The following is a 13,720-nucleotide window of genomic DNA, read 5'->3' as shown; positions in this document are numbered from 1 at the left end:
GCCTCATATCTTACATCATCGGAATAAATCATAAACGTTTCACTTTGTTTCGATAACCCGCCGCTTTTAGCGGGAAACCTGGCAATATTACTTCTGAGGCAGGACGGATTGGCGTTCCACCAGTTCAATCTTAAGCTTATAGAAATCGTTCACGGTATCTCCGTTCAGCATTTGAAACAGCAGATGGCTGGCCAGAGAACCGGATTCGTACATCGGCTGCCGGATCGTGGTCAGCGGGGGCTGGATGTATTCAGCCAACTGGATATCGTCAAAACCGATCACCGAAATATCCTCCGGCACGGAAATTCCGCCTTCCTCCAGAGCTTTCATTCCTCCCACTGCCATTTCATCATTCGCGTAAAAGATGGCTGAAGGCAGTTCCCCCTGCATCAGCATCATCTTAGTGGACTTATATCCGCCTTCACGGATAAACCCGCCGTTCAGCTTCCACTTGGCTTTCTCCTCAAGCCCGGCTTCGTGCATCGCACGCATAAATCCCTTATACCGCAGCGCATTGTCATAGGAATTGGCCGGGCCGCTGATATAGGCGATATGCTGATGACCTTTATCGATCAGATAACGGGTAGCACTATAGCCTCCCAGTTCTCCGTCGACCACAACATTGATCAGTCCTTCACCGGCAATCAGCCTGTCCATCACCACAATCGGAAACCTTGAGCTTCCGGCAGCCTGAAGAATTTCATCGGTAATATTATGAGCCAGCACTATAGCTCCATCCACTCTTTTTTCCAGAAGAAACCTTACTGCCGTAGAGTCTTTCCCTCCCATAGAGCTGCAGGCTATAAGATCATAGGAATTGGATAAAGCCACATCCTGAATGCTGCGGATAAGTTCTGAATAATACGGCCCGGATAAATCCGTCAATATGAGGGCAATCGTGTTCGTGCGGCTTCTTTTCAAATCCATGGCAAAGCCATTTTTCTGATAATTCAGCTGCCTTGCGGCCTCAAGCACTTTTTCTCTTGTCTTGGCGCTCACCTTGCTGTCGCCGCTCATTGCGTATGATGCGGTTGACAAAGCTACCCCTGCCAGCTTGGCCACATCCTTGATCGTTGCCATTTCATTCAATCCTTCCCGAGACATGCAAATATGCTTCTCTATATTATTTTATGCCGGAGATGGTATATCCTTCTATGATATGCTTTTGGAAGAAGATAAATATAATAATAATCGGCACGACCATGAACGCGGCTCCGGCCATCTGCAGTCCGAACTCGGTTCCGTATTGGCCTTTGAGCAGCGACAGCCCTACGGATAAGGTATACAGTCTCTCATCATTGGCAATAATCAACGGCCAGAGGAAGCTGTTCCACGCCCCAATAAAGGTCAGGATACCCTGTACGGCAAAAACCGGCTTCACGATCGGCACCATCAGCTGGAAGAAAATCCGCAGCTCGCCCGCCCCGTCCAGTCTTGCCGCCTCCAATAAATCGATAGGAATCGTCGTCATGAACTGCCGGAACAGGAAAATTGCGAACGCCCCCACCAGACCAGGCAATACAATCCCCGCCATCGTATTCACCAAATGCAGCTGGTTAATGATCAGATAGGTTGGAATCATCGTCACCTGTCCAGGGATCATCATCGTCGCCAGAATAATATAGAAAAACTTGTTTTTACCGGGAAAATCAAATTTAGCAAAAGCATAACCGGCCATCGCATTCAGAAACAGCCCTACAAAGGAGCAGAGCACGATAATCAGTGTATTTTTCAAATAGATCACAAAGTCCATTTTCACGAACAAATCCCGGTAGTTGGAGAATGTCGGGTGGCTCGGAAAAAGTGTTGGCGGAATTACAGTAAATTCATTCTCAGGTTTAAAGGACGAGCCGATCATCCAGATGAACGGCACCATCATCAGCAGTCCTCCGATAATGAGCAGCGCGATCATCAGGCCCTTTTCGATATGTTTCGTTCTTAATGCCATGCCTGTTCCCTCCTTCTTAAGCTGGCAGCCCGCAAGCTGATGCTTAATATTCCACTTCTTTCTTTTTGACCGCGAATTGAATGAGCGTAACAATAATGATGATGATGAACAGCACAAACGAGCCGGCAGCCGCATAACCAAACTTGCTGAGCTGGAAGCCATTGTTGTAAATGAAGAGCGCCATCGACATCGTTGCATTGAGCGGTCCGCCCTTGGTCATCACCAGCGGTTCTTCGAAGAACTGAATCCAGCCAATCAAGGTCGTAATGGTCACAAAGAAAGTAGCAAATCCCAGCAAAGGAACCGTGATGAAGCGCAGCTTCTTCCAGCCGGTCGCCCCGTCAATCTCAGCCGCTTCATAATAAGAGCGGGGAATGCCCTGCAGTGCCGCCAGAAAAATAATCATATTAAGCCCGATGGATTTCCAGAAAGCCAGCAGGATCAGCGATAATTTCGCCAGGGTCGGGTCCTGGAGCCATTGCTGCGCCGGAAGTCCAAATATAGACAGAATGTAGTTGAAAAGACCATAGCTGCCGTTATACAAGTAACCCCACACCACGGCTACGGCCACAATGTTGGTGATGGACGGCATATAGTAGATGACACGGAAGCTTTTGAACAGCCAGCCCGTTCCGTAATTGAGCAGCAGGGCGACTCCCATGGAGGCGACCACCACGAGCGGTACCCCGATCACTACATAAATCATCGTGTTGTACATAGACTTCAAGAAGACCGGGTCTTTGAAAATATTGATATAATTCGCAAAACCCGCACTGCTAATATTCGAATAATCCGCAAGCCCGACCAAATCCATATCGGTAAAGCTGATGAACAGCGCGATAATAATCGGAATAATGGAAAATAGGGTCAGCAGGATTACGGCAGGTGCGATAAACATATACGGGTATTTATTTTTGTGCCACTGCTTCACAAATGAACTCACAATTGCTCACATCCCTTCGCTTTCTTGCACTTCTTCGCTGGATAAGAATGAACGCACACACTGCCGGGACCTCTTCTCGGGAGATTCCGGCAGTATGTCTGGCAAGGTTAATGCTGTACAGTCACTTACTTCTTACTTGTTGCCGAGCAGTTCATTAGCTTTGGCGTTCAACTTGTCGAGTTCGGTTTGTGTATCCGCACCGCCCACCGTAATCTGTTCGAAAGAGGCCATAGCCGCTTTTGCAATTTCTTCATATTCGGTGACCATTGGAGCAGGACGGCTGTTCTCAAGCTGTTTGCCGAAGGCTTGGATCATCGGGTCCTTCAGAGCATCATTCTCCCAAGCAGCCTTAAGTGCAGGCATGGAGTTGGAGGTTTCATAGAATTTCAGCTGTGCATCCTGTTCAGCCATGAAGGCAATGAACTTCGCGGCTTCATCCGGATTCTTACTGTAGTTGAAGATGGACAGGTCCGCACCGCCAATGGAGGAGGTGTTGGTTTTCTTCGCAGGCAATGTGGTTACAGCCCATTTGCCGTCAATCTCCGGCGCTTTTTCCTTCACGGTCTGAATCATCCAAGGACCGCTGATGAACATTCCCATGGTGCCATCCTTAAATGCGGCAACGGTATCCAGATCAGTGCCTTTAGGGGACAGGCCTTCATCATAGAAGCTCTTCAGAAAATTAATAGTTTCCACATAGGCCGGCTGATTGAACTGCGGCTTACGGTTGCTGTCAATCAGCTCGCTTCCGTTCTGCCAGGCAAAGATTGCGGTATAGATCGAATCCTTCGCTTCGATTGGAAGTGCATAATGTCCGGCTCCGCCTTTGGCTACCAGCTTCTTGCTCGCATCCTTCAGTTCATCCCAAGTCTTGGGACCTTCAGGATAGCCAACCTCACCCAGCAGGTCCGTGCGGTAGAACATTGCCCGGGTTTCAACATAGAAAGGAATAGCTACTGTCTTGTCTTGATATTTGGTCGTTTGAACTGCTCCGTCGAAGAAGTTTTCCGCTTTCATGCTTGGGTATTTTTCGATATAAGGTGCCATATCCTTCAGCGCACCGGCAGCTGCAAATTCAGGAATCCAGGTTGTCCCCATTTGAACTACGTCCGGACCGTTCTTGGAAGCTACGGCGGTCAGCAGTTTGTCATGTGCATTATCCCAAGGGATAGCTTGTACTTCCACTTTGATGCCGGGATTTTTTTCTTCATACATCTTGGCAATCGGTGTCACGGTGTCCGCAGTACCCATGAACCACACCTTCAATGTTTTGTTGTCGCTTGATGCGGATTCATTCTTGGAGCTACCGCAGCCTGCTGCAACCAACGAGAATCCCAATAATGCTGAAGTAATCACTAAACCTGTTTTTTTCTTCATTCTCTTTCACCCCTGTTTTAGTGTGTGCGTAATTGCAAAAACTATGAATTAAGCCCTTACATCGAAACGTTTCGATTAATTTCGAAAAAAAATTCGAGTTCAGCTGTGAAATTATGGATGGAATACAGAGCCTACAGTCTTTAATTACCCAGATTAGGAGACCTGAAACCACTTTTTCTACAATTTTCCTCGAAAAGGAATAACTTTTCTAAAAATAATCGGTTGTTCGTGAAATCTGTTATCGAATCGTTTCGATAGCCCTATTATATGACTTGTTGTTAGCGATTTCAAGTAGGCCGTCAAAATTTTTTTCTGGACACACGTTATCAACGATAAACCAAACTCTTTTTATACTGGAATTCACTATTGTGCAGCAATACACGCAGCTATAAAGTTGAAATATATATAATAGACATAAATAGAAAGTTGGAATGAGATGAACATTGAAACAACCCTCACCACACTGAAAGATGCGTATATCATCAAGAATATGTATCCGTTATACCTGCATGATTTGTCCGGGCATTACGGGCTTACCGACGGGCCTGTGCTTAATGAGCATGGCATTTTTGAGGACAGCCCTGAGGTGCGGACGCTGGCTGAACAATATGATGTACAGAACATATGGTGGGAGAAGCCGGGCTGCCTATATCCGTTTCTGATCCGGGCTGACGGTCGTCCTGCGGGCTTCGCCCTGGTGGCTACGCCGCCCCACTGTGCCAAAGGAGTAGATTATTTTATGAATGATTTCTTTGTGCTGCAGCCTTATAGAGGCCAAGGTTATGCGCAGCAGGCCGCACTTCAGGTCTTCGGACGTTTTGCAGGCGTCTGGGAGCTGTTCACCAATCCCGCAGCCAAAAATGTTATCGGCCAGAAATTCTGGCGCAAAACCGTTTCTGATTATACAAACGGAATCTATGAGGAAAAAGCCGGCGATACCTTCGATGGATATAAGCTGTCGTTCCGGTTTAACAATGCGAAAATAAAATAATAGCCGCCATTTCTGGCGGCAGAACATTAACCTGGGCTGGAACGAGCGGCTGCCCGCAGCCCTTACTTTTTATTGTAAATTTCAAGCTGAATATCCGCTTTGTCAAAGGAGTTACGCTCTTTGATCTTCAGCACAAGCGACTCCGGGTTATTGAGCCAATTGCTGGCGAACGAATATTCAAAACCGTCCTCCGTACCATTCCCTGAAACCGGACTGAGCTGTACGGATTCCCTCTGAACCTTCGATGTTATTCCCTGAAAAAGAGTATTCTCAAAGATGTCTTCCCTGGTTTCCCAACCGTTCTCTGCCGGATTCTTTAAGGCTACTCTTGCCCGTATAAGGAGCGGAGACATTTCCACCTGACTTAGCACCACCTCATGCCCGTTCAAAGTGAATGGCAGGTTGGGCTTCACGATCTGAGTCTTGTATTCCTGAAATTTGGGATCAAGCGCAAAGCGGACCTTCAAAACCGGAGAGTAATGCATGTCTGCCATGATTGTCCCTGTTCTCCGGTCGGCCAGCTTACCAGGATTCACTGAAGCGATTCTGAATTCTGCCTCCAGCTGCTGCGGAAAAGGTTCCGTACGATCCAGCTCCACAACGCCGCGCCCGTAAAATACATGGTTTTTCTCCGGTTCCGGGACCGTCACATTGCCGCCTACCTGTCCCGTTGCGTTCAGATAACGGTCCGTGGCACTGTCTTTCAGCTTTGCACTGTTAATGCTGTAAATCTCCTGCTTGTCATCGGTAGCTGCCGTGTATAAGTACATGATCTTATTTTCGTCTGCCGTAATGGCATTTAATGTAATCGAATATCCTTCAGCTTCTGCTTTTTGATTCACCATCTGAATATACCCGTTTTGAATTGCCGAATCCAGCGTAGGCTGATCCAGACTGGATACGGCGTTCCCTTTGAACACTTCGAGCTCACCCCAGTCCACTGACTGGCGGGTGCTTACAGGCTGCGGAGCAGAATGCAAATAAGGAAGGATAAAAAGTACGGCTGCGGCAGCCACGGCTGCCATGACACTGAAGCCCATGCCTCTGGAGAATACACGGTTTTTCATTCGCTGCTGCCCCCGTTCCATTCCCGTCTGGACTGCCGATCTTAAGGCGGCACTACCAACATCCTTATCCGGCTCTCCCTGCATATACACGGCATCGGCCAGCAAAGCTTGCTCTTCGCTGCTACTGATCATTCCATTCACCCCGGTTCTTCATAATCGTTCTAAGCTGCTTCAGTCCTTTATGCTGCCAGGTTTTGATTGTTCCTTCCGGCTTCCCGAGCAAGTCTGCGATTTCTGTCAGGGTCATATCGTTGTAGTACTTCAGCAGCAGCACATGACGGTATTTCGGCTTCACCTGCTCCACAGCCCACAGCATTTCCAGCTTGCTGCTGCTGTCCTGCATGACGGGTTCCCGCATTGCTGCTTCGGGTGTCGGGACAGATCTTTTCCGCCTTCTTTGCTCGTCGATGCAGACATAGATCAGAATCCGGATTATCCACGGTTTGAACGCCTGCGGGTCCTTCAGCGTAGCCCGCTTGATCCAGGCCCGGCAGGTTGCCTCCTGCACCGCCTCCAGCGCATCACTCCGGTTCCGCAAATAACTGTAGGCGATGTGGTACAGCTGATCGCTGTGCTCCATTACCGCATCATAAAAGGCGTTATCCTCCCGCGGTACAGCACCCGTGAGCTTTTTCATTTCAGCGTTGGGACTGACCATTCATTCCCCTCCTTGCTTCTCTGTATATGTTAAAGACGGGGAACCGGGCCAAACCGTTTTGGCAAATTAAATTTTCACCTCGCATAAAAGCATGGTTAGGATCCCGCTGATGTTGCCCTTTCCTCTATCCTCCTTAAATTAGAACAAAAACGGCTGTGCGGTCCTCCACGGGACAGTGTAGCCGTCATGGTTCTAGCGTTACCTGGAGAACGATTCCCCGTGAATCCTACAGCAACTTCTTTAAGTGGAAAAAGGGTCACTAATTTGCCGGAGTACCCTATCCTCGGGCAGATGAAGTGGAAAAAGGGACACTAATTCAGCCGATTTCGCCATTGAACCAGAAATGTGGCCCAATTAGTTTTACTTTTTCCACTTCAATCTCAGAATTTCTTAATTTTCGGAAAAATAAGTTCCCTTTTTCCAACTAGCACCTGCGAAGAAGCCGGTAAAAACGGATCGCCCTATTCCTTCACGATTGATCCGTAGCCATTACGGACAGGAGAGCCGTTATGGATAGAAGATTCGGCTATTCCGCAGGACTAACGGACTGAGATGCCTCTATTTCTCCCTTTCCCCTTGATTCCAGGCTCAATTGAACGTTATAACGTCTCCTCGGTCCGTAACCGCTGAAAAAACAAGATTTTTGGCAAAATAAGATCCCCTCTGTCCGCTGCAGTCCGCGGATGGAGCCCTATCCTCCTGCATCACTTATATCCTGTGAGGCTTCCAAGATATCCGCATTTTTTACACTGTATAATTTCCTATACAATTAAATTAGGGGTAAGCTTCGCTTCCTCTAAATCTTATAAAATCTTATCATAAAAAATAGCTGCAAAGCCCACCCTCAGGTGAGCTTGCAGCCCCGGCCCGTGCACATACCGTGCACAAAAAGAAATATTACATTTGTCCTACAGCACCCAGTTCCCTTTGCGGAAGACCGGCTCGACCGTGCCATCGGCCAATTCGCCGTCGATATCGAGTTCAGCGGAACCAACCATAAAGTCAACATGCGTGAGGCTTACATTGGCTCCCCGTTCCAGCAGCTCTTCGCTGCTGAGTGAGGTTCCGCCTTCAATGTTTGAAGGATATGCGCTGCCGAGCGCAAAGTGGCAGGAAGCATTTTCGTCGATTCCGGTGTTGTAAAAAACTGTATTCAGACGTGAAATAGGAGAATCATGCGGCACCAGCGCCACTTCACCCAGATAAGAAGCTCCTTCATCCGTTTCCAGCAGCGAAGTCAGATGCTCGCGCCCGGATTCAGCATCATAAGCCGTGACTTTGCCATCCGTAAACGTAATTGTAATGCCATCCACCAGCCGTCCGTTCAAATTAAGCGGAAGTGTGCTGCTGACGGTACCATTAACTCCCTTGCGGTGCGGCATCGTATAGACTTCTTCGGTCGGCATGTTGGCTACAAAATACACTCCGCTTGCATTCTCGCCGCCGCCTCCGCGCCAGAGATGCCCTTCCGGAAGCTCCACATGCAGATCGGTTCCCGGAGCGCGGTAGTGCAGACTTTTGTAGCGTTTGGCATTCATCCGGTCTTGGGATTTCTTGAGGTCGGCAATATGTTCGCGCCAGGCGGCTACAGGGTCCCCGCTGCCTACACGGTTCATCTGGAATACAGCTTCCCACATCGCGGCTACCCGCTCCTCCTCCGGAAGACCGGCATACACCTTATCCGCCCAGGCTTTTGTCGGCGCCTTGATCAGCGACCAGCTGATTTTGTTATTTCGGGTGTAGTTCTGGTACTTTTTGCGGGCAACGGCTGCAGCTTTTACTGCAGTGGACACCTTGGAGGAATCAATGCCCCGGAACAGTTCCGGATCTGGCACCTTAATATGTAAAATAGCCCCGCCTTCTTCGGCAAAGCCCTCCAGCATATCGGCCTGCCACTGCGGGTAATATCCAAAAGAATCGTCCGCCGCCTTCTCATACCGAATTCTTGTAACTTTTTCGTCGTCCCAATCCACAAGCACATATTTGGCTCCTGCTTCATAGGCTTTGCCTACAATCAGGCGGGTAAGCTCTGCCGTCTCCAGCGGCGAATGAATCATCAGCACTTGGCCCGGCTGCACATTCACTCCGACCCGGACAACCAGGTCCGCATATTTCTCAAGCATCACATCAAAATCCAACATCGCTTCATGTCCTCCATATCTATAATTGCTGTTCCCCATGCGAAACAACCCCGTTGCCCGAAGCAGTCGGGGATTTCGTATCCATTGTCATTTTAACGCAAAAATCACGGGGTTGCGAGTCCAATTCGGAGCATCTCTATCCGCCCGTACCGGCTAACCGTCCTTCATACTTAATAAAACTGAACCGGGCGCCGCCGAGCGGGGAGCTGGAATAGGTTAATTCACCATCCAAATTCGCGGCAATCTGCCGGCAAATCGCCAGGCCGAGGCCTGTAACTCCGTTGGGTCCGGTGTAAAACCGCTGAAATACCGCTTCCCGCTCCGCTTCGCTTAATCCATTGCCGTCATCATCAATATGTATTGCCCAGCCGGCACCGGGGTAACCGGCTTCGATTTGCACACGGATTTGACTGGAAGTATGCCTTACCGCATTTTGCAGCAAATTCACCAGAACCTGAAACAACTGCTCCCCGGCAGCAACGGTAAGCAGGCTCTCCCCCTCCACCTTCAGTGCAACTCCCCGCGCGTTCGCCGCCGGCATGAGCAGCAGTGCCGCTTCTTCCGCCATTGTGCGCAGATCAATTTCCGAAATGGGCCAATGTTCATCGACTGCCTCCAGCCTGGAAAGCTGCAGCAGCTTGTCCACCATATCAATCAAACGCAGTGACTGGTTCATAATAACATCCAGTCCCGTCTCTTGCGTAACCACCTGGTCCTGAATAGCGAACACAAAGCCGTGAATCGACATAAGCGGCGTCTTCAGCTCATGGGAGACATTCTGCAGAAACTCAACCTGATTGCGCTGGTGCTGCTGAATGCGTTCTGACATGGACTGGAAGGTTGTTATCAACTCGCCGATTTCGGTGGTGTCATCCACCGGAAAGACAGCATCCTGCGAACGGTAAGGCTCATAGCGGCTTACCGCTTCCTTCAACCGGTTCAATGGGCGGACCACGCGCGATACGGTCAGCAGTCCGATCGCCAGGATCATGAAGAAGCTGAACCCGATCGCCAGCAGCGTCGTTCTCATTAGAGACCCATAGAGCGCTCTGAGCGAGGAGAGCGGAGCATAGATGAAGATAGAATAAGGCCGTCCCGACAGACGCTCTTTGGTATACAGTATCTTCTTGCCATGCAATACCGCTATCCCTTGCCGTTCGGAGAGAGCATAATGGAGCGTGGTTCCCACCCCTTGGTCTTCGTTTGCGTCGATGATTTTATTGTTTGCGTCAAGTATTAAATAGTCCGCATTCAGCATCATCCCCTTGACCACATACTTGAATTCCGTATTGTTCAGCCTGGAGATGTCGCTGTCCTGCAAAATTTTCTCCGCCTTTTCCGCCTGCCCATGCAGCTGTGTCTTGACTTGATTCACCAGGATATCGTCGATCAGGCGCACGAACAGAGCTACAGTGATTCCGACGGTAACCACTAGCGCCAAAAAAAAGGACAGCAGCATCTTGCCTCTTATGGTGCGCATTTATATTTTGCTCACGGCCGCTTTGTAGCCGAAGCCCCAGACCGTATTAATCAGAAGTGTGGAGCCGTGCTCGGCCAGCTTTTTACGGATTCTTTTGACAAGATCATCCACAACACGGACATCCCCGAAGAAATCGTAATTCCATACATGCTGGATAAGCTGCTCCCGGCCGAACGGCCGCTCAATATGCGACGCCAAAAACAGCAGCAGCTCGAATTCACGCGAGGTCAGGCTGATATCTGTCCCATCTACGGTAACCCGGCGGTAATCGGCATAAATCTTCAGATTTCCGGCATGGCAGATATGATCCGGCTTGATTGGAGCTGCGGAATCGCCTGAGGCGCCATTTCCCATTCTATACAAGCGCAGCATCGCCTTCACCCTCCCCACCAGCTCCCGCGGATTAAACGGCTTGCTCAGAAAATCGCTGCAGCCCAGCTCCAGCCCGTGAATACGGTCGCTTTCTTCGCCGCGCGCGGAGATCATAATAATGGGAATCTCGGTAAACGAGCGCAATTCCGTAAGCAAAGACAGCCCGTCAATACCAGGCATCATGATATCCAGGATCAGACATTCCGGTTCTTCAGAGCGCACATATTCCACCAGATTCGCCCCGCTGGAAAAAGAAGTCACCTCATAGGCTTCCTTGCGCAAATATTCAGAGAGCAGTTGTAAAATGAAAAGGTCATCGTCTACCACCACTATTGTGCCCACTGCCAAGTCACTCTGCCTTTCTGGATAAGCCTCTTAATATATACAGGGTAACATAATAGACAAAAGACGGGAATCCCGCATGCGGTCCCGTCTTGGTTACAGATGAACTATGAAGCTGAACAGCCTGATTTAGAACCTTAAGCCGATGCGTTATTTCTTTTTGGATTTCACAGCCGGAGCGGCAGCTGTTGCCTTAGCAGCTGGCTTGGCTGCTGCCTTCACCGCTGTTTTCTTAGAGGCTGGTTTGGTTGCTGCCTTCACCGTCGTTTTCTTAGTGGCCGGCTTGGTTGCTTTTGCCGTCGTTTTGCTCACGGCTGGTTTGGCTGTGGTCTTTCCCGAGGTGCTGGCAGTAACGGCAGGTGCGGAGTGCTTCACGACAGGTGTAGAGTGCTTTACAGCAGGTGCGGCAGTGAGAGTCTTGGCAGCAGGTGCAGCCGCCTTGGAAGCAATCGTTGTCTTAACCGGTGCCGGTGCTGATGCCGCGAATGCACTGGCAGAGCCGCCCACCACACTCATCACAGCCAGCAATGCAATTGCTTTTCTTGTCCATTTGTTATTCATCTTGAACCACCTCTTCCTTTGAAGTGACTTTAGAATAACAATTGGATATGGATATTCTGTGAGATAACTATGAAAAAAGTATATGATTGCACACATCTGCCCGGCACTGATCCTCCACTACTTCTTATCCACTTGCAAAATAGTAATTGTCTTAAGTACATACGTATGGGCGATTTTGTCTTCATCAATAATGTTCAGCTTGGCCAGGCTGGCGATCTTGGCCGGGTCAGCTTTGGAGATCAGCCTCCAGACCTCAGGATCGGCTAACGTCTGAAACAGCTTCTCGTCATCGTATTCTTTACGGTTTTGCGTAATCAGCTTCACCCTGTAGCCGCCGATTTCACTGTCTGCCTCCCCTTTTTCCGTGCAATAGGCCAGGATGTCTTGCCGAAGCCCGCTAAGTTCCTTTTCCATTTCCTTATGCTTCGCTTTTAGTTTGTAATATTGCTGAACCTTCTTCTCCATACTGCTTCACGCTCCTCTCCTGACATATGTATGCCGGATCGGTTCAAATCATTAGTTGCACTCCGGTTCAACGAACATTATAATATGAGAATTGTGCGGTTTTGCAGTGATTCCGGCGTTAAGCATCGTCTAACTCCCAGAAGGGGTCTGCGGCGCGAAGCAAGGATCACCCGAAGCTCAATATTTGCAACAATTATCTTATTCACGGCAGGTGGACCATGTTTCAATCCTATCTTTTCCCAATCTCAAATGCATTCATGTCTTTTCCGGTGGCAGCACTCGTGTTTACACTTCCTTTCCTTGTGGTTCAATACAGGCGGCATGGCTATATCAACAAGGTTCGGGCGGTTGTCCTGTATCTGCTGCTGCTCTATTTGCTGAACGCCTTCTATCTGATTATGCTTCCGATGCCGGCTTCAAGGCATAATGCAGCGCCTGTCGGCAGTATTATTCAGCATGTCCCGCTGCAATTCATCCAGGAAATCAGACGGAATTCCAATATCGATCCGGGGAATTTCCTTTCGTATTTCAGTATTTTCCGTCAGCCTGATTTCCTTCTGGCTGCGTTCAACGTGGTGCTGACTGTTCCGTTCGGCTTGTTCTTGGGCTATTATTTCCGGACACGGTGGGTGATGTGCATCCTGCTCTCCTTTGGGCTTTCCCTGCTCTTCGAGGTGACACAGATTACGGGGATATACGGATTTTTTGATCATCCTTACCGGATCTTCGATGTTGACGACTTGATCACCAACACCCTCGGGGGAGTTTTAGGTTACCGGATCGCGCTCTGGATATCCGCATTGCTGCCGCGTATCGAACAGCTTGACTCGAAGGTGGACTACTCTGCCAAAAGAGTCACGTATACACGCAGAGGCATTGCCTGGATGCTGGACCTGCCCATCTGGATGATACCGTTCCTGACGCTTCATTCGTGGGGGATGCAAGGGGCTTACTGGATTACTACAGCTGTGTATTTTGTTCTGCTGCCCTGTTGTACGGGCGGGCGGACTTTCGGCAAATGGGTCGTGCGCATCAGCATCAGCGGTCAAGACGGCCGCAGCCGCTTATGGGGCCTTATCGTAAGATATGTTCTTCAGTACGGGGTTCTGATCGGAGCAAATGTCTTTCTGACTACACCTTCTACTCTGACCAGCCTGCCCAGTCCATGGACAGGAATACCGTACAGCCTGGTAATGCTTCTGGACTTTATGTTCCTCATTCACCTCATCATCCGCGTCTTCAAGCGAAATCCGGTGCTGGTGTATGAACAGCTCAGCAAGACGCAAAGCCGGATCACCTGGCCTGACAAGCAGCAGACCTCAGCAGAGAATCTTGTGGAGGATTCTATATAAGCTGAAAGGGAGCCTTATGAAGG

The 13,720-nt window shown here is 49.4% G+C and carries 13 protein-coding genes; 2 read left to right on the top strand and 11 right to left on the bottom strand.

Annotated elements, in window-relative coordinates; translation table 11 throughout:
* Positions 1-87 precede the first annotated feature (87 nt).
* From PRIO_RS15280 to PRIO_RS15265, 4 genes are all read right to left on the bottom strand, one after another.
* Complete coding sequence (locus PRIO_RS15280; RefSeq protein ID WP_046503294.1) at positions 88-1,080, bottom strand: LacI family DNA-binding transcriptional regulator; 993 nt, start codon at positions 1,078-1,080, stop codon at positions 88-90.
* A 43-nt stretch (positions 1,081-1,123) separates the two neighbouring features.
* Positions 1,124-1,948 carry a carbohydrate ABC transporter permease gene (locus PRIO_RS15275; protein ID WP_020433249.1) on the bottom strand — a complete coding sequence of 275 codons (825 nt, stop codon included), beginning with the start codon at positions 1,946-1,948 and terminating at the stop codon, positions 1,124-1,126.
* Between the two features lie 43 nt (positions 1,949-1,991).
* The gene (locus PRIO_RS15270; protein WP_197545455.1) at positions 1,992-2,846 is read right to left on the bottom strand and encodes a carbohydrate ABC transporter permease; all 855 of its coding nucleotides are present in this window, start codon (positions 2,844-2,846) and stop codon (positions 1,992-1,994) included.
* 177 nt (positions 2,847-3,023) lie between these two features.
* Positions 3,024-4,268 carry a sugar ABC transporter substrate-binding protein gene (locus PRIO_RS15265; RefSeq protein ID WP_046503289.1) on the bottom strand — a complete coding sequence of 415 codons (1,245 nt, stop codon included), beginning with the start codon at positions 4,266-4,268 and terminating at the stop codon, positions 3,024-3,026.
* Between the two features lie 436 nt (positions 4,269-4,704).
* On the opposite strand from PRIO_RS15265, the gene PRIO_RS15260 reads away from it, so the two are divergent.
* The gene (locus PRIO_RS15260; protein WP_046503285.1) at positions 4,705-5,259 is read left to right on the top strand and encodes a GNAT family N-acetyltransferase; all 555 of its coding nucleotides are present in this window, start codon (positions 4,705-4,707) and stop codon (positions 5,257-5,259) included.
* A gap of 62 nt (positions 5,260-5,321) precedes the next feature.
* Here the strand turns inward: PRIO_RS15260 and PRIO_RS15255 are convergent, their stop codons facing one another.
* The 7 genes from PRIO_RS15255 to PRIO_RS15225 all read right to left on the bottom strand — a co-directional run bounded on the left by PRIO_RS15255 (position 5,322) and on the right by PRIO_RS15225 (position 12,345).
* Positions 5,322-6,458: a DUF4179 domain-containing protein gene (locus tag PRIO_RS15255; RefSeq protein ID WP_046503281.1), complete on the bottom strand. Its 1,137-nt coding sequence runs from the start codon at positions 6,456-6,458 to the stop codon at positions 5,322-5,324.
* Positions 6,448-6,984 (bottom strand): sigma-70 family RNA polymerase sigma factor, encoded by a 537-nt coding sequence (locus PRIO_RS15250; RefSeq protein WP_020428465.1) that lies wholly within the window; start codon positions 6,982-6,984, stop codon positions 6,448-6,450. Before PRIO_RS15250 ends, PRIO_RS15255 begins: the two co-directional genes overlap by 11 nt.
* Positions 6,985-7,892: 908 nt before the next feature.
* Entirely contained in the window at positions 7,893-9,125 is a 1,233-nt protein-coding gene (locus PRIO_RS15245; RefSeq protein WP_020427266.1) for an aminopeptidase, read from the bottom strand.
* 136 nt (positions 9,126-9,261) lie between these two features.
* Positions 9,262-10,605 carry a sensor histidine kinase gene (locus tag PRIO_RS15240; protein WP_039786833.1) on the bottom strand — a complete coding sequence of 448 codons (1,344 nt, stop codon included), beginning with the start codon at positions 10,603-10,605 and terminating at the stop codon, positions 9,262-9,264.
* Positions 10,606-11,319, bottom strand: a complete 714-nt coding sequence (locus PRIO_RS15235; RefSeq protein ID WP_039786834.1) for a response regulator transcription factor — start codon at positions 11,317-11,319, stop codon at positions 10,606-10,608.
* A gap of 150 nt (positions 11,320-11,469) precedes the next feature.
* Positions 11,470-11,880 carry a hypothetical protein gene (locus PRIO_RS15230; RefSeq protein ID WP_052741461.1) on the bottom strand — a complete coding sequence of 137 codons (411 nt, stop codon included), beginning with the start codon at positions 11,878-11,880 and terminating at the stop codon, positions 11,470-11,472.
* A 117-nt stretch (positions 11,881-11,997) separates the two neighbouring features.
* The gene (locus tag PRIO_RS15225) at positions 11,998-12,345 is read right to left on the bottom strand and encodes a hypothetical protein (RefSeq protein ID WP_046503278.1); all 348 of its coding nucleotides are present in this window, start codon (positions 12,343-12,345) and stop codon (positions 11,998-12,000) included.
* Positions 12,346-12,626: 281 nt separating this feature from the next.
* Here PRIO_RS15225 and PRIO_RS15220 point away from each other — a divergent pair, with 281 nt between their 5' ends.
* Complete coding sequence (locus tag PRIO_RS15220) at positions 12,627-13,697, top strand: VanZ family protein (RefSeq protein WP_231869903.1); 1,071 nt, start codon at positions 12,627-12,629, stop codon at positions 13,695-13,697.
* Positions 13,698-13,720 lie beyond the last annotated feature (23 nt).

The organism is Paenibacillus riograndensis SBR5 (assembly GCF_000981585.1).
Lineage (GTDB): Bacteria > Bacillota > Bacilli > Paenibacillales > Paenibacillaceae > Paenibacillus_AQ > Paenibacillus_AQ riograndensis.
This window is presented reverse-complemented; position numbering and strand designations above follow the sequence as displayed.